Below are 21,566 nucleotides of genomic sequence, written 5' to 3'. Positions count from 1 at the left end.
CGCGGTCTTCAGCGCCGCTTGATACCCATCGATGCCCGTTCCCGGGGCGATGGGTTTCACAAGGGCTCAACCTATCCTACGATCGGGACCGAATTCCATCTTTCCTGGAAGCCCGCATGTACCCGGACCCGAATTCGTCATCGCAAAAAATGTACGACCGCGCGCTGGCGAGCCTGCCCGGCGGCAACACCCGCACCACCGTGTTCATGAAGCCCTATCCGATTTACGCCGCACGCGGCGAGGGCTGCCGGGTCTGGGATATCGACGGCAACGTCTACATCGACTGCATCAACAATTTCACGTCGCAGATTCACGGCCACGCCCATCCCGCCCTGATCAAAGCGGCGACCGCGCAACTGGCGCTGGGATCAGCGTTCGGCCTGCCGACCGCCTCCGAGGTCGATCTCGCCGAATTGCTGGTCTCGCGCCTGCCGTCGGTCGAGCAAGTGAGGTTCGCCAATTCCGGCACCGAGGCTGTGATGATGGCGCTGAAGGCGGCGCGGGCGCATACCGGCCGCCCCAAGATCGCCAAATGCGAGGGCGCCTATCACGGCTCCTATGACTATGCCGAAGTGAGCCTCGATCCGGCACCGGAAACCTGGGGCCGCAACGCGCCGGTCTCGGTGGCCTATGCCAGGGGCACGCCTGACAATGTGCTGGCCGACGTCGTCACTATTCCCTTCAACGACGCGGAAGCCGCCGTCAGCCTGATCCGCGAGCACGGGCCAGAGCTCGCCTGCGTGCTGGTCGATCCCATGCCCAACCGTGCCGGTCTCGCGCCGGCGGACCGGGCCTATCTGGAGGCGCTGCGAAAGGTCACCCGCGAGGTCGGTGCGCTGCTCATCTTCGACGAGGTCATCACGTTCCGCCTCGGCTATCGCGGCGCGCAGGGCATCTGGAATATCGACCCTGATCTGACCACGCTCGGCAAGATCATCGGCGGCGGTTTTCCGGTCGGCGCGATCGGCGGCCGCAGGGAAGTCATGGCGGTGTTCGATCCGCGCCCGGGCAAGCCGGCGCTGCCGCATGGCGGCACGTTCTCCGCCAATCCCGTGACGATGCGCGCAGGGATCGCTGCGATGGAGCTGCTCGACGACGCGGCCTTTGCGCGTCTCGATGCGATGGGCGAGGCGGTTCGCGACGGCATCGACGACGCGTTCAAGCGCCACGGCGTGCCCGGCGGTACCGTCGGCCTTGGTTCGCTCTTGAAGATTCACTTCGCCGATCGCCCGATCCGCGACTATCGCTCGGCCTATCTGACCGAAGAGGAAGCGCGGCGTCAGTCGGTGTTCTCGCGCGCGCTGCTCAATCGCGGCGTGCTGGCCGCAGGCTACGGATTGATGGCATTGTCGACCCCGATGACGGATGCTGATATACATGCGATCATCGATGCGGCGTCGGGCGCGCTCGAGGAAGTCGCAGGCACGCTCTGATTGGCCTCGCAGGATAGGTGGAGCGCAAGCGATACCCATCAGCTGCGACGCGTGATAGTGAAGGGTTTCGCAAGAGCTCAACCCATCCTACGAACTGCACAAGAACGGGTAAGCAAGAACAGAAGAATGTCCGCCAAGATCGATCCCATCACGCGGTCCGTCGTCCAGCACCGACTCAGTTCGATCGTGAAGGAGATGGGCGAGGCCATGCTTCGCACCTCTTATTCACAGATCCTCAATTCCAGCCGCGATTTTTCGCTGGCGATCTGCGACACCGGCGCAAGGCTGATCGCGCAGGCAGATCATCTGCCGGTTCACGTCGGCGCGCTGCCCTGGGCGACGCTCGCGGTCGAGGAGCGGTTCAAGGACGTGCAGCGGGGCGACGTCATCCTGCTCAACGATCCCTATCACGGCGGCAGCCATCTGCCCGATCTGACCGCCTTCGTGCCGGTCTTCGCCGGTGACAAGCGTCTGCTCTGGACCATCGTGCGCGCGCATCAGAGCGACATCGGCGGCGCCACCCATGGCGCCTATAACCCCGCCGCCACCGAGATCTATCAGGAAGGCCTGCGCGTTCCGCCGATCAAACTCTATGAGGCCGGCAAGCTGCGCGACGATCTGCTCGATCTCTTGGCGCTGAACATCCGCAACCCCCGCGAATTCCGCGGCGACCTTGCTGCGATGCTCGGCGCGGCGCATCTCGGCGAGCGGCGGCTGTCGCGGCTGTTTGCCGAATTCGGTGCGCCGGTGGTCGAAGCCGCGGTCGAGGCGATCCTCGACGCAACGGAGCAGCAGACGAGAGCCGTGGTCTCGACCTGGAAGGACGGCGTGTTCCACGGCGAGGCGTTCCTCGACGATGACGGCCACGGCCGCACCGACATCCGCATTGCCGCGAAGGTAACCAAGAAGGGCAGCGACGTCGAGGTCGATCTCTCCGACTCCGATCCGCAATCCACCAGCTTTGTAAATTCCTCGCATGCCAACATGCAGGCGGCGGTCGCGATGGCCTTTGCCTATCTGATCGACGCCGAAATCCCAAAAAACACCGGCGCGCTGCGGCCGCTGAAGGTGGTCGCCAAACAGGGCACGGTGGTGTGGGCCGACCCAGGCCGGCCGGTGACGCTGTGCACCAGCCATCCCTCGAATGAAATCGTCGAAGCGATCGTGAAGGCGTTGTCGGCGTCGTGTCCACAGCGCGCGATGGCCGGCTGGAGCCGCAGATTCCGGATCGCGATCCAGGGCGAAGACCCGCGCACCGGCAGGAATTTCATCTGGCACCTGTTCCAGGCGCGGCCCGGCGGTGGCGCGTCGTCGGGTGGCGACGGCTGGTCGTCGATCGGCGAATGGCACTCCGTCGGCGGGCTGAAGTTCGGCAGTCTCGAAGTGGCCGAAGTGCGCTTTCCCCTGCATTTCCGGATGCATGAATTCCGCCCCGGCTCCGGCGGCGACGGCCAGTTTCGCGGCGGCCTCGGCGTGTCCCTCGATCTGGTGCTGGAGACCGAGAAGATCGCAAAAGGCAACACCGCGGGCGACGGCGCGCGCCACGGTCCCTGCGGCATGCTCGGCGGCGAGGACGGCAAGCCGCATCACTATCGCCTGCTGTCCGAGGGCCGCGCGCCGCGCGTGCTGCGCACCAAGGAAGTCGGCATCGAATTGCGCCCCGGCGACTGCCTCGAGATACGTTCCTCGGGCGGCGGTGGTTGGGGGCCGCCTGCGAAGCGAACGGAAGAAGCCCGCCGACGCGACCGCGAGCAGGGCCTGACGGACGTCGCAGCCGAGCAGGCGTCCTCATGATGTTCAGGATAGGCGTTGACGTCGGCGGGACCTACACCGATCTCGTCGCCACAGACGAGAGCGGGCGGACGGTATTTGCAAAATCGCCATCGACGCCGGCGGATCAATCGCTCGGCGTGATGGCGGGTCTGGAAGAACTGGCGCGGCGGCTGAACGTGACGCGCGCGGAGATGCTCGCCGCGACCGACCGGCTGGTTCACGGCACCACCGTCGCCACCAATGCGCTGCTGGAGCGCAAGGGCGCAAAAGTCGCGCTGCTCACCACCGAAGGCCATCGCGACGTCATCGAAATGCGCGAGGGACTGAAGCCTGATCGCTACGACCTGCGCTCGCCGCCGCCGGAGCCGCTGGTGCCGCGCGAACGGCGCTTCGGCGTCAGAGAGCGGCTGAAGGCCAATGGCGAGGTTTTGATTCCGCTGGATGCGGCCTCACTCGACGATGCGATTGCCGCCATCAAACAATCAGGCGCGACGTCGGTCGCCGTGTGTTTTCTGCATTCCTATCTCAATCCCGTGCATGAACTCGCCGCCGTCGAGCGGCTGCGGCGCGAACTGCCCGGCATCAGCGTCTCGCGCTCCAGCGACGTGCTGCCGCAGATCAAGGAATATGAGCGCGTCTCCACCACGATCGTAAACGCCTATGTCGAACCGATCGTGCGGCGCTACCTCACCAGCCTCGAGGCGCGGCTTGGCGAGGCCGGCTTCAAGGGCAGCCTCTTTGTCGTGCTGTCGCATGGCGGCATGGCTCCTGTCGAGGAGGCCTCGCGGCTGGCCGCAGGCACGGTGCTGTCGGGGCCCGCGGGCGGCATGTCTGGCGGCCGGCGCTGTGCCGATCTGGTCGGCATTCCCGACCTCGTGCCGTTCGACATGGGCGGCACCTCTACCGACATCTCGCTGATCTCAGGCGGGCAGGCCTCGCTATCCGCCGACGGCATGCTGGCCGGCCAGCGCATCGCGCTGCGCAGCCTCGATATCGCGAGCATTGCGGCCGGCGGCGGCTCGATCGCGAGCGTCGATGCCAGCCGCACGCTGCGGGTCGGGCCGGAAAGCGCGGGCTCGGTGCCGGGCCCGGCCTGCTACGGCAATGGCGGCTTGGCTGCGACCGTCACCGACGCCAATGTCGTGCTCGGTTATCTCGACGCTGCCGCCTTCATGGGCGGAAAGCGTCCGCTCGATCGTGCTGCCTCGGAGGCCGCCGTCGACCGCATCGCCAAGTCGATGGATCTGTCGCACGTGGAGGCCGCCGCCGGCATCTACCGCATGATCAATCTGAACATGGCCGACGGCATCCGCTTGATGACGCTGCGCCGCGGCGTCGATCCCCGGAAATTTGCGCTCTTGAGTTTCGGTGGCGCGGCGGGCTTGCATGCGGCGGAAGTCGCGCGCGAACTCGAAATCAAGCGCATCATCGTGCCGACGGTGGCCTCCGTACTGTCGGCCTGGGGCATGCTGACCAGCGACCTCCGCTACGAAGTCAGCCGCACGCATTATGGCGCAGCCCTGCGCATCACCGCCGATGAAGTGCGCGAACTCTTTGCCGGGCTGGAACAGCAGGCCGCCGGCCGGCTTCGTTCGTGGTTCAACGGAAAGATTTCAATCGAGCGTTCCGCGGAGATGCGCTACGGCGAGCAGATCTTTGAGATCGACGTCTCGCTTGATGGCCTCGACTGGAACGCCGCCGATCTCGTCGACCGCATCGAGGATCGCTTTCACGTCAGGCACGAGGAATTGTACACCTACGCCTCGCGCGGCCAGGAGGTCGTGTTCGTCAACGCCCGCGTCGCCGCCGTCGGCGAAGTGGCGCGGCTGGATGAGGGCGCGCGAGAGGCCGCGGCATCCAGCGCCTGTTCGCCACGCGGTAAGCGGCAGGCCTTCTTCGACGGTTGGCGCGAAGTCCCGGTCTATGCGCTCGATGCGCTGCAGCCGGGCCACACCCTGGCCGGTCCCGCCATCATCGAGGCCGAGACCACGACCGTGCTGGTCGATACCGGCGACCGCGTCACGGTCAATGCGTTGGGATGGCTGGATATCGAGCTGCGGTGACGACGAATCGTAGGATGGGTGGAGCGAAGCGATACCCATCAACTTCGTGCGTTGTCAGGATGGGTATCGCTTCGCTCCACCCATCCTACGGCCTGCCCAATATTTGATTTCAACAACCCGATTTGGCGGGCTATTATCGTGGCCGCTGGGTTGGCGTCACAAGCTCCTGGTAGCTTGGCGTTCGAGGCCATGTTGATGCAAATAATAACAAAAGCCAGACTGGCGCTGTATCCCGTCGTCGCAATGTTGGTAGTCGCCTTGGCCGCCCTGCAGCCGGCCCAGGCTGCCGGCGTGACCGACACCGAAATCCGCATCGGCAACATCATGCCCTATACCGGGCCGCTGGCCGCGTTCGCTTCGATCGGAAGGGCGGAAGCCGCCTATTTCGACATGATCAATGAGCGCGGCGGCATCAATGGGCGCAAGATCAGGTTCATCTCGCGCGACGACAGCTCGAATCCGAGAACGGCGGTCGAGCACACAAGCGAACTGGTCGAGCAGGAGCGCGTGCACCTGATGTTCGGATCGTTCGGCACGCCGAGCAATCTGGCGACGCGCACCTATCTCAATGAGAGGGGTATCCCGCAGCTCTTTGTCGCTTCCGGCGACGAGGAGTGGGCGCATCCGAGGCGATTTCCGTGGACGATGGGCTGGCAGCCGACGTTCCGTGCCGAGGGCCGGATCTACGCCAATTACATCCAGGCCGCCTATCCGAGCAGGAAGATCGCCGTGCTCTGGCAGAACGATCAGTTCGGCCGCGATCTGTTCCGGGGATTGCAGGAGGGGCTCGGCCTCACCGCCAACATGATCGTGGCAGACATCGCCATCGATGCGGACATGTCGATCGATACCCAGGTTGACATCCTCAAGAACTCCGGCGCTGAAGTGCTCGTGCTCAATTGCGCGCCACCGATCTCGGCGCGCGCCATCCGCAGAACGGCCGAACTGGGCTGGCACCCAGTGTTGTTGCTGGTCAATGCGGCGGCTTCGATCGCGAACGCGCTGAGGCCGGCGGGGCTTCAGAATTCCGTCGGCGTGATCTCCACCTCGTTCCTGAAGGACGCCAGCGATGCCGCCTGGAAGGAAGACCCCGCCATCAATGAATGGCTGGCGTTCATGGATAAATATTACCCCGATGGCGACAAGGAAGATGGCAACGCCATCTTCGGCTATGCGGCGGCGGCAACGCTGGTTCAGGTCCTGACCCAGTGCGGCGACGACCTGTCGCGCGAGAACATCATGCGGCAGGCGGCGTCGCTCAGGAATTACCAGAGCGGGTTAGCGCTGCCGGGAATTACGATCAACACCGGCCCGGCCGACTTCCACCCGATCGAGCAGATGCGGCTGGTGCAGTTCGACGGCAGTTCCTGGCAGCCGATCGGCGACGTGATCGAGAGCGCGTTCGCGAAAGCGCCGAACGATAATTGAGTGGAGAGCGTAGGGTGGGCAAAGGCGCGTTTGCGCCGTGCCCACCATCTATCCACACGCGTTATGAGGAATGGTGGGCACGCTTCGCTTTGCCCACCCTACGAAGTCTTTCGTGCGAGCGCGCGTCTACTTCTTCTGCCCGTAATTCAACAGCCCGCCCTTGCTCTTCGGCGGATGGGCGCGCAGGCCTTCCTCGTTGGGTTCGGTGCCCCAGCCCGGCCGGTCCGGCACGATGAGATGGCCGTCGACGATGTCAGGCACATGCGTGAACAGTTCATGGTCCCACGCCAGGCGGTCGATATCGGTTTCCATGATGCGCAAATTCGGTACCGCGGCCGAGAAATGCGCGTTCTGCATCGTGCAAAGGTGGCCGTAGAAATTATGCGGGGCGACGTTGACCTCAAAGTGTTCGGCGGCGGCGGCGATCTTCATCGATTGCCACACCCCGTTCCAGGGCGTGTCGATGATGGCGACATCCATCGCCTGTTCGTTGAAGTAGGGCAGGAATTCGCGCAGGCCCAGCAGCGTCTCGCAGGATGAGACCGGGTGCGGGCTCTGGCGGCGGATGTAACCCAGCGCCTGCGGGTTGAAGGTGTCGATCTCCACCCAGAACAGGTCCATGTCCTTGATGGCGCGCAGGATCTTCAGATAGCCTTCGGTCTTGGCATTGAAGTTGAGGTCGAGCAGCAAATCGACATCGGGCCCGGCGCCGTCGCGGATCGCTTCCAGATGCATGCAGAGGTTTCGCAGCACCTTGCGATCGACATTGATCTCCGGCTCGAACGGCGAGCCGAATCCGGGCCGCCAGCCCTGCGGCTTGCCGTCAGTGTAGACGAAGATGTTGGTCTTCATCGCCGTAAAGCCTTTTTCGCGCACCTCACGCCCGATTCCCTTGACGCCGTCGAGATCGGTAATCGCCGGCTTGAACCAGTCGGGATGGTTGATGCGCCAGGTCGCGCAATGCGACCAGTAGACCCGGATGCGGTCGCGGATCTTGCCGCCGAGCAGTTCGTAGCAGGGCACGCCCAGCGCCTTGGCCTTGACGTCGAGCAGGGCGTTCTCGATCGCCCCTAACGCCAGCGCCACCACGCCGCCGGCGGCCGGCCGCGTCGCGGCAAACAATTCCGCGTAAATCCGCTCATGCTGGTAAGCGTTCTTGCCGACCACGCGCGCGCCAAGCCGTTCGATTGCTGCCGTCACGCCCGGCGCGCCAAAACCCTCGTCGTACTCGCTCCAGCCGACGATGCCGTCCTCGGTCATGATCTTGACGAAGTGGTAGTTCCGCCAGCCGGCATCGCAGGCGAGCGTTTCGACGCTTCTTATGGTGGTGGCTTTTTTCATGATTTCCTGCCCCGGGGCTTGTTGTTGTGTTGGCAGAGATAACAACAATGGATTGGCGGGGCCGTCAATTGCAGGGCAGCGCATAAGGCAGAGCACGGCCTGCATGGTTCGAGACGCGCGGCTTTGCCGCGCTCCTCACCATGAGGGTCTCAGACCTCATCCTGAGGAGCGGCGCTTGCGCCGCGTCTCGAAGGATGAAGCCGCCGACGATGCAGGAGGCTAGTCCTGCGGCCGAAACAGCGTTGGCCGGCGCCGCTCGAACACCTGCCGCCCGTTCTTGAATCCCATCAGCATGTCAGGCAGTTCCGCAACCGCGTTCGGGCCGCTGTCGGTATCCAGAATAATCAGATCGGCGGGATTGCCCGGCGCGATGCCGTAGTCCCTCAGGTTCATCAGCCGCGCCGGCAGCTCGGTGACGAGATCGAGGCAGGCATCGAAGTCGCTGATCCCGGCATGTGCGACATTGGCGTAGAAATTCGCCATCCGCAGCAGCGAGGCATCGCCGAACGGCGTGAAGGGATTGAGCACATTGTTGGTCGCGACCGAACACACGACGCCATTTTCGACCAGCTTGTGCGCGACTGTCATCCCGCGCGGCGCATTATGCGTGGCGTCGCGGCCCATCAGGTACAGATCGGTCGCGGGCAGCACAGTCACGGCGACGCCTGATTTGGCCAGCCGCGCTGCGGCTGCCTGCAGCCGGTCCGGCGGCAGCGCCGACAATTTGGTGGCATGGCCGATCGCGACGCGGCCCTGGTAGTTGCGCCGCTCGGTCTGCCGGCAGACCTCTTCGAGATGCCACCACGACGGATCAAGATCGAAGTCGAGGTGCAGATCGATATCGACGTCGAACTCCTGCGCCAGATCAAATATCTTTTCGAGATGCGCATTCGGGGCGGTGTCCATATAGGGACAGCCGCCGATCGCGTCGCCGCCGTCGCGCAAGGCCGCGATCAACAGTTCCTCCGCGCCGGGATCATTGGTCAGGCCCTCCTGCGGAAACACGCAGATCGAGAGATCGAGCGCCCAGGCATAGTCGCGTTTCAGCGCCTTGACCGCCTCGAAGCCGCGCAAACCTATGCGCGGATCGATCTCCACATGGGTGCGCATCCGGGTGGTGCCATGCACGATGGCGCGCTCGATCACCCGCGACCCGCGCGCATAGATATCGTCCACCGTGAAATCGCGCTTCATGGCCGCGACCGCGGCGATGGCCTCCGCCACGCTGCCATGGTCGTGCCCGCAGCGGCCGAGCAGGCAGGCCTTGTCGAGGTGGATGTGGGTGTCGACGAAGCCGGGCAGCGCGAGTTTGCCGCCGACCTCGATCTCGGCCGCCTCGCAGGCAAGCTGCGGTTCGATGGCGGCGATACGCCCGCCGGCAACGCCGATATCGACCGGGATGGCTGAGGACCGGGTTTTGGCGTTGCGGAAGATCAGGTCGAAGGCGGTTTTCGTGTTCATCGGATCGGGTTGGGTGAATGTTGTCCGAACCTAGCGGATCGACAGCTGCGCGGCAGCTCCAGATTGTGTGCAGTTTGCAGGCTGAATTGTTCAAAATATGTGCATGCAGTTTGGCGGGCCGATTGTATATTGTCCCGTCAGGAGAAGCCGCATGACCGTTGCCGCCAAAGCCGAGCCCAAGAACGCTGGTAAGGGAATGTCCGATGCCGAGGTGGTCGAGGCCTATCTCACGGCGTCGATGATCCCGGATCCCGAGGCAGCGGCCACCTACATGAAGCCCGGCACGATCATCACCTTCACCGGCGGACGCGAGTTCGATCATCCGCGCGGGCCGACCGGCTTCAACGCGCGGCGTTATCGCTGGGTCAAGAAGAAGATGGACCGCTTCGACGTCTGCCCGGGTGCGGACGAGACCGTCGTCTACAGCATCGGCACGCTCTATGGCGAATGGCTCGACGGCACGCCGTTCAAAGACAACCGCTACGTTGACCGTTTCGTGGTCAAGGGCGGCCAGATCGTGAAGATGGATGTGTGGAACGACAGCGCCGAGCGCATTCTGGTGCAGATGGGGATCGGGGCGTGATACTTCTCGTCATTGCGAGGAGCGAAGCGACGAAGCAATCCATCTTTCTTTCTGCGGCGCGATGGATTGCTTCGCTGCGCTCGCAATGACGGTGTTGGTTACCTCGCCCTGACCACCTTCGGCAGTTTCACCACCCGCTTGCCTTCGCCTTCCTCGGCATAGGGCGCCAGAATATCCAGCAGATCGCGGCCACGCTGCGGGGCAGGGGCGACCAGCGCGCGATTGGCGACCGAGTCCAGATGGCTGTGCATCAGGCTCATCACCTTGGCCTCGTCGCCCTTGACCAGTGCTGCAATGATCGCGCGATGCTCGTTGATCGCGCATTCCGATGAATGAGGGCGGCTGTACAGCGACAGCGTCAGGCAGCAGCGATAGGCGACCTCGCTGACGTAACGCACCAGGATCGGGCTGTTGGTCATGTTGGCGAGCAGGATGTGAAATTCCGTCGCCAGCCGGATCGACACCGCGTCCGTGCCGTCACGGGCGCGGTCCTCGGCGTCGACATGGGCGTTCAGTTCCGCAACCTGGCTCTTGGTCAGCTTGCCGGCGAGCTGGCGCACCACGAGGCGTTCAAGTTCGATCCGGATGTCAAAGGCATCGCGCGCTTCCTGCCAGCTTGGCGTCGCCACGACAGCAATCCGGTTGCGGCGAAGCTCGACGAGGCCTTCCGCGGCCAATTGGCCCAGCGCATGGCGGGCGATGGTGCGGCTGACGCCGAAGCGTTCGCCGAGCGAATCCTCCGGCAGTTTCGCGCCAGGCTCCAGCGCCTGCTCGATGATGGCGCGGCGAAGCGCGCGGCAGATCACGCCGACCTTGTCGGATGATTCAGCGGTTTTGCTGGCGGCGCGAGGCGCCATCGGCGAATCCTTGAACGTGGGCTTCGATTGGGCTCTCTTATCACAATTGCGCACCGATTGAGCGCCTCAATTGCATGCAGTTTGAGGGCCGGATTGCACAAAAGGAATCCGCACGCTTCGGCGGTCATCCGCGATACCCTTGATTTCAAACGTAAGTTTCGCTGGCATTCGGCTTGCATGCACTTCCAGCCATGATGCGCATGCAACCACATTCGGAATTTCAGGGATCGCCGGTTCCCGCTTCGGCCGCACCCGTCGCCATCGAGCTCTCCGAGGCCTCCGTCACCTTCGGCCGCGGCGCCCGCGCGGTGCCGGCCCTTTCCACGACGACGCTGCGGATCGCCGATGGCGAGTTCGTCGCGCTGGTCGGGCCGTCCGGCTGCGGCAAGTCCACCATCCTGCGGCTGGTCAGCGGGCTGGTGCAGCCATCCACCGGCGTTGTCATCGTTGGCGGCCGGGAAGTGGCGGCGCGCGCCTTGCGCGTCGGCATGGCGTTCCAGAATCCGACCATGCTGCCCTGGATGACGATCGAGCGGAACATCATGCTGCCGCTCAAGATCGTTGAACCCTTTCGGTCGCAATTCCGAAAACTCCGCAAGACCGAATTCCGCGACAAGGCCCATGCGCTATTGGAGCAGGTCGGCCTCAAGGGCTTTGGCAACCGCTACCCCTGGCAACTCTCCGGCGGCATGCTTCAGCGCGCCAATCTGTGCCGCGCGCTGATCCACGAGCCGCGGATGCTGCTGCTCGACGAGCCGTTCGGCGCGCTCGACCAGTTCACGCGGGAAGAACTGTGGTCGATCCTTCAGGACCTCTGGATCGCCCACAAGCCGACCGTGCTGCTGGTGACGCACGATCTGCGCGAGGCGGCGTTTCTCGGCAGCCGCATCTGCGTGATGAGCGCGCGGCCCGGCCGCATCCTCGACGACAGCCACGTCACCTTCGCCCGTCCGCGCACGGTCGCGATGACGTTTGAGCCGGATTTCGTCGCGCTCAATCAAAAACTGCGCGCGTTCATCGAGGATGCCCGAACAGCATCCAAAGACGCCCCGGCAACACAGGGAGCGGCCTGACATGCCCGATCTCGATTATCGCCAGAAAGCATGGTCAGCGACATTAATCGTGCTGTTTTTCGTCGCCTGGGAATTGTTCTGCCTGATGACCGGGATGTCCGATCTGGTGCTGCCGCGCCCGTCGCAGGTGTTCGTCACGCTGTTCGAGAAGTTCCCGATCCTCTTGCCGCATATCCTGCAAACGCTGGCGACCACGATGATCGGCTTCGTGCTCGGCGTCGGCCTCGGCGTCGTGCTCGGCGCGGTGATTGGCGTTTCGAAGACCGCCTACGACACCGCCTATCCACTGCTGGTCGGCTTCTCGTCGATTCCAAAGGTCGCGGTGGTGCCGATCTTCGTGCTGTGGTTCGGCTCCGGCACCGTTCCGGCGGTGCTGACCGCGCTCTCGATCTGCTTCTTCCCGATCGTGGTCAACATCGCGACGGGCCTCGCAACCACCGAGGCCGAACTCGAAGACGTGCTGAAGGCGCTCGGCGCCAGCAAGCTCGACATTCTCTGGAACGTCGGGCTGCCGCGCACCATGCCGTTCTTCTTTGCGTCATTGAAGGTCGCGATCTCTTACGCCTTCGTTGGCGCGGTGCTGTCGGAGACCGTCGCCTCGAACCGCGGCATCGGCAACGTCATGATGACCGCGTCCTCCAATTTCAACGTGCCGCTGGTGTTCGCCGGCCTGTTCGTGCTCGCCGGCCTCGGCGTCGCGCTCTACGTGATCTTCTCGGTGATCGAGGGCCGCGTCACCGGCTGGGCCACCCGCAAGAACGACCTGATCGCCACTTGAACCGGATTTTCGACCGCCATCCAACCCTTGTCGAGGAGACCACGATGTTAGCCAGAGTAAGCGCCGCGCTGTTGGGAGTTGCCTTGTTCGCCGGCACCGCGTGTGCCCAGGAAACGACGATCAAGTTCACCCTCGGGTGGAAGACGCAAGGGTCCGACGCCGTGTTCTTCTATGCCAAGGACAACGGCTATTTCAAAGAGGAAGGCCTCAATGTCGTGATCGACCAGGGCGAGGGCTCGGGTGCTACGGTGACGCGCATCATGTCCGGCGCCTATGATGCCGGCTTCGGCGACGTCAACGCCATCATCCAGAACGCTTCGACCAAGCCGCAGGACGCGCCCGTCATGGTCTACATGGTCTGGAACCAGCCGCCGTTTGCGATCGTCACCAAGAAGACCAGCGGCATCAACACCATCAAGGATTTCGAGGGCCATACGCTCGGCGGCGCGCAGGGCACGCCGACCACGCGGCTGCTGCCGGTGTTCGCGCAAAAGAACAAGCTGGAAGGCGAGAAGATCAAGATCTCCAACATGGCGCCCAACCTGCAGGAGCCGATGCTGATCAAGGGCGATATCGACGCCGCTTTGGTGTTCAACATCACGAGCTACTTTAACCTGGTGCTGAACCGCCAGGATCCCGACAAGGACTACAAATGGTTCCAGTTCGGCGATTACGGGCTCGATCTCTATTCCAACGGCGTGATGGTCTCGCGCAAGCTCTTGGCGTCCAATCCGAAGGCCGTCGCCGGGCTCGTTCGCGCCGTCAACAAGGGCATGATCGCGATCGCCAAGGACCAGAACGCCGGGATGAAGGCCGCTGTCAATTACGACAACCTGATCAATGTCGAGGTCGAAAAGCGCCGCCTGCAATATTCCTTCGACAAGCTGATCGTCTCGCCGGAGATGAAGGAGATCGGCGTCGGCGACGTCAAGGACGACCGCATGGCCCGCGCCATCGGCATCATCGTCGAAGGCTACCAGCTTGCGCGGGCGCCTGCGCCTGCGGAAATCTTCTCGCGCGAATTTTTGCCGCCGCGCGCCGAGCGTGAACTGGTCTATACGGCGAATTGAGTGTTGCCGTCATTGCGAGCGAAGCGAAGCAATCCATGCCTCCGCACGGGAAAAGATGGATTGCTTCGTCGCTTTGCTCCCTTGCGCAAACGCTGCGCGTTTGTCGCAGGCAATGACGAGAAGGCGGGACATGACGATGGAAGTCGCGGCACATAGCCTGTTCTGTGGCCCTGACCGCGGCCTGCTTGAAAACGTCGTGCTGCGGCACGATGGCGGAACCATCACCGATATCTCCTCCCGAGCGCCTCCTGCCACAAGCCCGCGCTCCCTCGTGCTTCCCGCCTTCGTCAACGCCCACGATCACGCCCGCCCGACCGCGTCGTCGTTCGGCGCGCTCGGCATGCCCTTGGAAAGCTGGATTCTCCGCTCGGCGCTCGGTACGCCGGTCGATCCCTATCTGACCGCGGCCTCGGCGCTGGCGCGTTCGGCGCGCGCCGGCTGTGCGGCGATGATGATCCATTACACCCGCCCGCGCGGCACCATGCCGCTGGTGGAAGAGGCCAGCGCGATTGCGCGCGCGGCGTCCGACGTCGGCATCCGCATCGCCTTTGCCTTGGCCGTCCGCGACCAGAATCCGGTCGTGTATGGCGCTGAAGAGCCGGTTCTCTCCGGCCTCTCCAAAGACGATCGCAGCACGATCGAGCAGATGTTCGTTCGCGCGCCGATGTCGCCGAAAGCCTATATCGAGCTGACGGACGCGATTGCCGCGGCCATCGCTGGTCCCAAGGTCGATGTGCAGCTTGGCCCGGCCGGCGTGCAGTGGTGCTCAAAGCCGCTGCTGGAGGCGGTCGCGGAAAACTCCGCGCAGACCGGCCGGCGCATCCACATGCATTTATTGGAGACGATCTACCAGCGCGCCTGGGCGGACCAGCATTTTCCTGATGGCATCGTCCGTTACCTCCATGACATCGGCTTCCTGTCGGAGCGGCTGACGCTGGCGCATTGTATTCACGCGCGGCCCGACGAGATCGAGATGATCGCGGCCTCCGGCGCGCGCATCGTCACCAATTTCTCTTCCAATCTGCATCTGCGCTCCGGCCTCGCGCCGATCGCGGCTGCCCACAAATGCGGTTGCGCCATTGCGGTCGGCGTCGATGGCCTGGCACTCGACGAGGACGACGACGTGCTGCGCGAGATGCGGCTGGTGCAGATGATGCACGGCGGCCTTGGCTTCGAGCGCACATGGACCATTTCCGAATTTCTCGCGCTCGCGATTGCCAACGGCCGGAAGGCGACGGGTGCGCCCGGAACCGGCACGCTCACGCCTGGCGCACCGGCCGATTTCGTCACCATCGATCTCGATCGTCTCGACCGCGACCAGATCATGCCGGTCGACCCCATCGATCTCCTGTTCGCGCGCGGCAATGCGTCGCTGTTGCGCGATGTGGTGGTGGATGGCCGGAAGATCGTCGGCGAAGGCCGCTGCACCGGCGTCGATCTCCCCGCGATCGACGAGGAACTGCGCGGAATTTATCGGGCCAGCGCCAGGAAGCTCTCCGGCTTTCAACGCGCCTGGCCGCCGCTGTCGGCATCGCTGCAGAACTGGTTCGAAGCGCATCTCGATTGCCGGTGACGCGCTAAGCGCCTCATCCTGCTGTGTGAATTCCGTGCTGTGGAACGAAATTCCACTTGCGCAGAATCCCGGCAAAGGTTTCATGTTCAGCAACAAGAAACTGAAACGGCGGCTATATCGCGCTGCCGTTGGTGTATGGGGAAGCATGCGGGGCGAGGTGAGCCGGTTAGCCGTTCATTTCGCTCCGGTGCCTGAACGGAAACGTCAATGTCCTTCCATCAATTGCTGATTGCCAACCGCGGCGAGATCGCCATCCGCATCGCCCGCGCGGCGGGCGACGCGGGCCTCGCCACCGTGGCAATCTATTCCGCTGACGATGCGCAATCGCTGCATGTCCGCGCCGCCGACGCCGCCTGCGAAATCCCGGGGCGCGGCGCGCGGGCCTATCTCGACATCGAGGCCGTGATATCAGCCGCCAAGGCGACCGGGTGCGACGCCGTGCATCCGGGCTATGGTTTCCTCAGCGAGAATGCCACGTTCGCCCGGCGCTGCGCCGAGGAAAGCATCGTCTTTGTCGGGCCATCGCCGGAAGCGCTCGACCTGTTCGGCGACAAGGCGCAGGCCAAGGCGCTGGCAAAACAATGCGGCGTGCCCGTCATCGAGGGCACCAGCGGGCCGACCAGCCTGGAAGAGGCAAGGGCCTTCCTTGCATCCCAGGGCGAGCGCGGCGCCATCATGATCAAGGCGATCGCCGGCGGCGGCGGCCGCGGCATGCGCATCGTCGACGACGCCTCCAGGCTGGAGGAGGCCTATGCGCGCTGCCAGTCCGAGGCGATGGCGGCCTTCGGCAGCGACGGCGTCTATGTCGAGCGCCTGATCCGCAACGCTCGCCACATCGAGGTGCAGATCATCTGCGACCGCCATGGCGCGATCAGCCATTTGTGGGAGCGCGAATGCACCATCCAGCGGCGTAACCAGAAGCTGATCGAGGTCGCGCCGAGCCCGTCGCTGAACGACGCGCTGCGCGGGCGTATCATTGACGCTGCCAAGGACCTCGCGGCGGCCGCCAACTACGACAATCTCGGCACCTTCGAATTCCTCGTCGATAATGACGCCAGAGCGAGCGACCAGGCGTTCGCCTTCATCGAGGCCAATCCGCGGCTGCAGGTCGAGCATACCGTCACCGAGGCGGTGCTCGGCCTCGATCTCGTGCAGTCGCAGCTCGCGGTCGCGGCCGGCGCCACGCTGGGTTCGCTCGGTCTGGCGCAGGCCTATATCCCAAAGCCGCGCGGCTATGCGATGCAGCTCCGCGTCAACATGGAGGTGATGGACGAAACCGGCGGCACCCGGCCGACCGGCGGGACGCTGGCGCTGTTCGACCTGCCGTCCGGCCCCGGCGTTCGCGTCGATACGTTTGGTTACTCCGGTTACCGCACCAGCACCGCCTTCGACTCGTTGCTCGCCAAGGTCATCGTGCATTCGCCGGGTGGTAACTGGACCGACGTCGTGCACAAGGCCACGCGCACGCTGCGCGAGTTCCGGGTTGGCGGCGTCGCGACCAACATCCCCTTCCTGGCGGCGATTTTGGCGCATCCGGATTTTGTCGAGAACCGCCTCAGCACCGGGTTCATCGACAAGCATGTCGCCGCCTTGGTCGGCGAGGCCAACACGACGGCGGAGACGGAGCTGGTCGAATCCGGCAGCGCCGCCGATGATGCGGCGCTCGCGGTTGCGGTCGCGGCATCGGCAACAGGGCCGGTCGGCTCGGTCGCGGTACCGGCGCCGCTGCAAGGCACCATCGTTGCCATCGACGTCGAGGAGGGAGACCTCGTCCGCCCCGGCCAGCAGATCGCCGTGCTGGAATCCATGAAGATGGAGCATCTGGTGACCGCACCGCATGGCGGCAGGGTGACGAGGGTCGCGGCGGAAGCCGGCGTGACGCTGATGCAGGACGAGGCGATCCTCTATCTGGAGCCGGCCGAAATCGACGCCCATGATGTGGCCGAGGAGGAGGACGTCGATCTCGATCACATCCGTCCCGATCTGGCCGAACTGATCGAGCGCCACGCCATCACGCTCGATGAAAACCGTCCGGCGTCGGTCGAGCGCCGCCGCAAGACCAACCAGCGCACGGCGCGGGAAAACATCGCGCAACTCGTCGATGAGGGTTCGTTCGTCGAGTACGGCTCGCTCGCCATCGCAGCCCAGCGCCGCCGCCGCGCGGTCGACGACCTCATCCGCAACACCCCGGCCGACGGCCTGATCTCCGGCGTCGCCACCGTGAACGCGGAAAAATTCGGTGCGGATGCCGCCCGCTGCATGGTGATTGCCTACGACTACACCGTGCTGGCCGGCACCCAGGGCCATATGAATCACAAGAAGATCGACCGCATGCTGGGCCTTGCCGAGCAATGGCGGATGCCGCTGGTGTTTTACGCCGAAGGCGGCGGCGGCCGGCCCGGCGACACCGACCGGCTCGGCATGACCGGCCTCGACGGGCCGTCCTTCGTGCAATTCGCAAAACTCTCAGGGCTGGTGCCGGTCATCGGCGTGGTGTCCGGCTATTGCTTTGCCGGCAACGCCGCGATGCTCGGCTGTTGCGATGTCATCATCGCGACGATGAACGCGTCGATCGGCATGGGCGGCCCCGCGATGATCGAAGGCGGCGGCCTCGGCGTCTATCATCCGGCTGAAGTGGGACCGGTGTCGTTCCAGTCGCCGAACGGCGTCATCGACATCCTGGTCGAGGACGAGGCGGAAGCGACGGCCGCCGCGCAGAAATATCTGTCTTACTTCCAGGGCGCCGTTGCTGACTGGAAGGCGCCGGACCAGCGCTTGCTGCGGCGGGCCATCCCGGAAAACCGCCTGCGGGTCTATGATATTCGAACCGTGATCGATCTATTGGCAGATGAAGGCTCGGTGCTGGAAATCCGCCGCGACTTTGGCGTCGGCATGATCACCGCCTTCATCCGCATTGAAGGAAAACCGTTCGGCCTGATCGCCAACAACCCAAAGCATCTCGGCGGCGCGATCGATGCGCCGGCCGGCGACAAGGCCGCGCGCTTCATGCAGCTCTGCGATGCCTTCGACATTCCGATCCTGTCGCTGTGCGATACGCCGGGCTTCATGGTGGGTCCTGAAGCCGAAAAGACCGCGATCGTGCGCCATGTCGCGCGCATGTTCGTCACCGGCGCGAGCCTCACCGTGCCACTGTTCGGCATCGTCCTGCGCAAGGGCTACGGCCTCGGCGCGCAATCCATGATCGGCGGCGGCTTCCACGCCTCGTTCTTCACGGTGGCCTGGCCGACCGGCGAATTCGGCGGCATGGGACTCGAAGGCTATGTTCGGCTTGGCTTCCGCAAGGAGATGGAAGCGATCGAAGATCCGGCCGAGCGCGAGGAGTACTATCAGGCCAAGGTCGCGGAGCTCTATGCCAACGGCAAGGCGGTCTCGATCGCTTCGGTGCTGGAGATCGACGAAGTGATCGATCCCGCCGACACGCGCCAGTGGATCATGTCCGGCCTGCGCTCGGTGCCAAAGCCGGAAGCCCGCACGACGAAGAAGCGGCCGTGCATCGACGCGTGGTGAGGAAGTTCTCTCCCGTCATTGCGAGCCAACGGGTCGCGCGAATGCGCGCCCGATGACAGGCTCCGCGAAGCAATCCATCTGTCCCCACGTTGAAGCATGGATTGCTTCGCTTCGCTCGCAATGACGATGCAGAGACAGGCGCGCTTGTGTCTACGGACTGCGAGCTGATTTGCTTGGCACGCAAGCGCAATCTTGTGCGGCCGCGTGCGACCAACTGCCACGACGGGCAAATCACTTCTGATTTTCAGAAATCGTGTCAAGCCCGGGATTGAAAAATATTCCGCTTTCGTTCTCACGCAAATCAGTCCCATAACTCCGCTTGTCTCACGGCAGATGAGGGGCGTTGGCCATCGTCACGAACGCGCGGTGAGATGCGATGGACGCTGAGGGCGCGATAGACGTACGCGCCAAAGGCGTACGGCGAAGTCGTGTGGTTCGGGCGCCGCGGTGCTGGCGCTAAGTTCGCGAGAGCAAGCTTTCGCGGGCGACGGAGGCAAAAGAGCCGTTCTCCGGGAAGAGCACGAAGTAAGCCGTAAAGCCATTGCGCAGGGAAGGCCGGAGTGTTCCCGCTGCCCTGTATGCTCGTGTGCATTTTCTTATGCGCAAATCGCACGCGAGACCGCGGGTGCAGCAAGCACCCGGTCTTCCCTGCGCCCTCTGAATTCAACGAGGGCAAACGAAGATGCAAACCTCGGGCGCAGTGTGCCGCGAGATCGCGAAACTGTATCCACGTCATTGCGAGCGCAGCGAAGCAATCCATGCCTCGGCACAAAGAAAGAATGGATTGCTTCGCTGCGCTCGCAATGACGGAGGGGGACGTTTGCCGGTACGGAAAATACTACCCCAGCCGCAACTCCTCATACCCCTTCGCCGCCACCTCATCGCATCGCGCGCGATACGCCGGCGCGCTGCCGCTGTAGCGGGCGACGATGCGGGTCTGCTTGCCCTCGACGTTGGAGTTGATGCCGGTCATCCAGGAATTGACCTCGTTGGACAGCAGGCCTTCGCCGAGCGCCTTGACGTGATCGGTCCAGGATTTCACGCCCGCCGGCGTCGCTTCGAGCCGCGTCAGCCCCTTTTCGAACGCAAACCCAACAAGTCCCGTCACCCAGTCGACGCTGTATTCGATGCTGCGCGGGATGTTGCCGAGCGCGGTGTGCGGCCCCATCAGCATCAGCATGTTCGGGAATTCGTGGACCATGATGCCGAGATAGGTCTCGGGTCCGCTCTTCCATTTATCCTTGAGACGCACCCCGCCGGCGCCGCGGAAATCGATCTTGTCAAAGCTGCCGGTGATGGCGTCGAAGCCGGTCGCATAGATGATGATGTCGAACGCGTATTCCCTGTCGCTGGCTTTGATGCCCTCGGGCGTGATGCGCTCGATCGGCGTTTCGTTGATGTCGACCAGTTCGACATTGTCCTGGTTGTAGACCTCGTAATAGAAGGTCTCGAGCGGCAGCCGCCGCGTGCCGAATCCGTGATTCCTTGGAATCAGCTTTTCCGCCACGGCTTGATTCTTCACCCGCTGCCGGATCTTGCGCGCGACGAAATCGGAGATCGTCGCATTCGCCTTGCGATCGATCAATATGTCGCGGAAATTGCCCTGCCAGATGCCGAAGCCGCGTTCGCCATAGAGCTTTTCATAAAACGCCTCGCGCTCCTCGTCCGACACCTCGAACGCGCCGCGCGGATCCGGCGTATGCAGGAAGCAGGCGAAGGTCTCCTGGCAGCGGGCGAATATTTCGGGATAGCCCGCCTTGATCTTCGCTTGTGTCGCCGCGTCGATCTTGCCGTTGTGCAGCGGCGCGCACCAGTTCGGCGTACGCTGGAATACGGTGAGATGGCCGACCTGTCCGGCAATGGTCTGGATGGTCTGCACGCCGGTCGCGCCGGTGCCGATCACGGCGACGCGTTTGCCGGCGAAATCGACGGGCTCCTTCGGCCATCGCGCGGTGTGGAAGGATTTGCCCTCAAAACTGTCGCGGCCCTCGATCCGTGGCAGCGTGGGCGTCGACAACGGTCCGATCGCGGTGATCAGGAACCGCGCGCTGAACTCGCTTCCGTCCTCGAGCGTAATGCCCCAGCTCCGCGAGCCTTCGTCGTAAACGGCCGCGGTCACGCGGCTGCGAAACTGGATGTCGCGGCGCAGATCGAACTTGTCGGCGACGTAATTGAGGTAGCGCAGCGTCTCTGGCTGGCCGGCGAAATGCTCCGACCATTCCCATTCCTGCAGCAACTCCTTGGAAAACGAGTAGCCGTAGGAATAGCTTTCGGAATCGAAGCGCGCGCCGGGATAGCGGTTCCAGTACCAGGTGCCGCCGACGTCGGTGCCCGCCTCGAACACCCGCACGCGAAAACCCTGTTCACGCAAGCGATAGAGCTGGTACAGGCCCGACATGCCCGCGCCGATGACGATGGCGTCGAAATCCGGAATCGGCGTCGCTCCCGCGTTTGTGGTTTCGTGCAAGGCTACCCGCTCTCGCGCCGGTGGACAAACCCCGCATGGACGCGTGGCAGGGTTGCAGGTTTGCCGTCAGCCGGTCCCGGTCGGCTTTACTCGCGACCGCATCTGATCCTATCGTCAGGGGTCAGATCGCCCGCGAAG

At 63.9% G+C, this 21,566-nt stretch carries 14 protein-coding genes; 10 read left to right on the top strand and 4 right to left on the bottom strand.

Translation table 11 applies throughout. The features are described 5' to 3' along the window. Positions 1–116 precede the first annotated feature (116 nt). From JQ624_RS11465 to JQ624_RS11450, 4 genes are all read left to right on the top strand, one after another. Positions 117–1,433 carry an aspartate aminotransferase family protein gene (locus JQ624_RS11465; protein WP_212418982.1) on the top strand — a complete coding sequence of 439 codons (1,317 nt, stop codon included), beginning with the start codon at positions 117–119 and terminating at the stop codon, positions 1,431–1,433. A gap of 126 nt (positions 1,434–1,559) precedes the next feature. Beyond that, positions 1,560–3,227, top strand: a complete 1,668-nt coding sequence (locus JQ624_RS11460; RefSeq protein WP_212418981.1) for a hydantoinase B/oxoprolinase family protein — start codon at positions 1,560–1,562, stop codon at positions 3,225–3,227. Further along, positions 3,224–5,269 (top strand): hydantoinase/oxoprolinase family protein, encoded by a 2,046-nt coding sequence (locus tag JQ624_RS11455; protein WP_249129709.1) that lies wholly within the window; start codon positions 3,224–3,226, stop codon positions 5,267–5,269. The genes JQ624_RS11460 and JQ624_RS11455 overlap by 4 nt, the downstream gene beginning before the upstream one ends. A 195-nt stretch (positions 5,270–5,464) precedes the next feature. Next, positions 5,465–6,697, top strand: coding sequence for an ABC transporter substrate-binding protein (locus tag JQ624_RS11450; protein WP_212418980.1), 1,233 nt, complete (start codon positions 5,465–5,467; stop codon positions 6,695–6,697). A gap of 126 nt (positions 6,698–6,823) precedes the next feature. Here the strand turns inward: JQ624_RS11450 and JQ624_RS11445 are convergent, their stop codons facing one another. After that, positions 6,824–8,038, bottom strand: a complete 1,215-nt coding sequence (locus JQ624_RS11445; protein ID WP_212418979.1) for a mandelate racemase/muconate lactonizing enzyme family protein — start codon at positions 8,036–8,038, stop codon at positions 6,824–6,826. Between the two features lie 219 nt (positions 8,039–8,257). Then, complete coding sequence (locus JQ624_RS11440; protein WP_212418978.1) at positions 8,258–9,499, bottom strand: amidohydrolase family protein; 1,242 nt, start codon at positions 9,497–9,499, stop codon at positions 8,258–8,260. Positions 9,500–9,650: 151 nt separating this feature from the next. Here JQ624_RS11440 and JQ624_RS11435 point away from each other — a divergent pair, with 151 nt between their 5' ends. Continuing rightward, positions 9,651–10,082, top strand: a complete 432-nt coding sequence (locus JQ624_RS11435; protein ID WP_212418977.1) for a nuclear transport factor 2 family protein — start codon at positions 9,651–9,653, stop codon at positions 10,080–10,082. Positions 10,083–10,180: 98 nt separating this feature from the next. Here JQ624_RS11435 and JQ624_RS11430 read toward each other — a convergent pair whose 3' ends face one another. After that, positions 10,181–10,939, bottom strand: coding sequence for a GntR family transcriptional regulator (locus JQ624_RS11430; RefSeq protein WP_212418976.1), 759 nt, complete (start codon positions 10,937–10,939; stop codon positions 10,181–10,183). Positions 10,940–11,133: 194 nt separating this feature from the next. Here JQ624_RS11430 and JQ624_RS11425 point away from each other — a divergent pair, with 194 nt between their 5' ends. The 5 genes from JQ624_RS11425 to JQ624_RS11405 all read left to right on the top strand — a co-directional run bounded on the left by JQ624_RS11425 (position 11,134) and on the right by JQ624_RS11405 (position 18,961). Then, a complete protein-coding gene (locus JQ624_RS11425) occupies positions 11,134–12,012 on the top strand; it encodes an ABC transporter ATP-binding protein (protein WP_212419039.1) in 879 nt (292 codons plus the stop codon). Position 12,013: 1 nt separating this feature from the next. Then, a complete protein-coding gene (locus JQ624_RS11420) occupies positions 12,014–12,790 on the top strand; it encodes an ABC transporter permease (RefSeq protein ID WP_212418975.1) in 777 nt (258 codons plus the stop codon). Positions 12,791–12,834: 44 nt separating this feature from the next. Continuing rightward, complete coding sequence (locus tag JQ624_RS11415; RefSeq protein WP_212418974.1) at positions 12,835–13,860, top strand: ABC transporter substrate-binding protein; 1,026 nt, start codon at positions 12,835–12,837, stop codon at positions 13,858–13,860. Between the two features lie 130 nt (positions 13,861–13,990). Next, positions 13,991–15,433 (top strand): amidohydrolase family protein, encoded by a 1,443-nt coding sequence (locus JQ624_RS11410; protein ID WP_212418973.1) that lies wholly within the window; start codon positions 13,991–13,993, stop codon positions 15,431–15,433. Between the two features lie 207 nt (positions 15,434–15,640). Further along, complete coding sequence (locus JQ624_RS11405) at positions 15,641–18,961, top strand: carboxyl transferase domain-containing protein (RefSeq protein WP_212418972.1); 3,321 nt, start codon at positions 15,641–15,643, stop codon at positions 18,959–18,961. Between the two features lie 838 nt (positions 18,962–19,799). Here JQ624_RS11405 and JQ624_RS11400 read toward each other — a convergent pair. Beyond that, a complete protein-coding gene (locus JQ624_RS11400; protein ID WP_249129705.1) occupies positions 19,800–21,428 on the bottom strand; it encodes an NAD(P)/FAD-dependent oxidoreductase in 1,629 nt (542 codons plus the stop codon). Positions 21,429–21,566: the final 138 nt, after the last annotated feature.

It is taken from the genome of Bradyrhizobium sp. AUGA SZCCT0283 (assembly GCF_018130385.1).
Lineage (GTDB): Bacteria > Pseudomonadota > Alphaproteobacteria > Rhizobiales > Xanthobacteraceae > Bradyrhizobium.
The sequence above is the reverse complement of the archived record's forward strand: the minus strand, read 5'-3'. Positions and strand labels throughout refer to the sequence as shown.

Excerpts from the sequence above, each read along its gene's own strand:
- JQ624_RS11465 (WP_212418982.1), top strand. The coding sequence starts at position 117 with ATGTACCCGGACCCGAATTCGTCATCGCAAAAAATGTACGACCGCGCG.
- JQ624_RS11460 (WP_212418981.1), top strand. The coding sequence starts at position 1,560 with ATGTCCGCCAAGATCGATCCCATCACGCGGTCCGTCGTCCAGCACCGA.
- JQ624_RS11455 (WP_249129709.1), top strand. The coding sequence starts at position 3,224 with ATGATGTTCAGGATAGGCGTTGACGTCGGCGGGACCTACACCGATCTC.
- JQ624_RS11450 (WP_212418980.1), top strand. The coding sequence starts at position 5,465 with ATGCAAATAATAACAAAAGCCAGACTGGCGCTGTATCCCGTCGTCGCA.
- JQ624_RS11445 (WP_212418979.1), bottom strand. The coding sequence starts at position 8,038 with ATGAAAAAAGCCACCACCATAAGAAGCGTCGAAACGCTCGCCTGCGAT.
- JQ624_RS11440 (WP_212418978.1), bottom strand. The coding sequence starts at position 9,499 with ATGAACACGAAAACCGCCTTCGACCTGATCTTCCGCAACGCCAAAACC.
- JQ624_RS11435 (WP_212418977.1), top strand. The coding sequence starts at position 9,651 with ATGACCGTTGCCGCCAAAGCCGAGCCCAAGAACGCTGGTAAGGGAATG.
- JQ624_RS11430 (WP_212418976.1), bottom strand. The coding sequence starts at position 10,939 with ATGGCGCCTCGCGCCGCCAGCAAAACCGCTGAATCATCCGACAAGGTC.
- JQ624_RS11425 (WP_212419039.1), top strand. The coding sequence starts at position 11,134 with ATGCGCATGCAACCACATTCGGAATTTCAGGGATCGCCGGTTCCCGCT.
- JQ624_RS11420 (WP_212418975.1), top strand. The coding sequence starts at position 12,014 with ATGCCCGATCTCGATTATCGCCAGAAAGCATGGTCAGCGACATTAATC.
- JQ624_RS11415 (WP_212418974.1), top strand. The coding sequence starts at position 12,835 with ATGTTAGCCAGAGTAAGCGCCGCGCTGTTGGGAGTTGCCTTGTTCGCC.
- JQ624_RS11410 (WP_212418973.1), top strand. The coding sequence starts at position 13,991 with ATGACGATGGAAGTCGCGGCACATAGCCTGTTCTGTGGCCCTGACCGC.
- JQ624_RS11405 (WP_212418972.1), top strand. The coding sequence starts at position 15,641 with ATGTCCTTCCATCAATTGCTGATTGCCAACCGCGGCGAGATCGCCATC.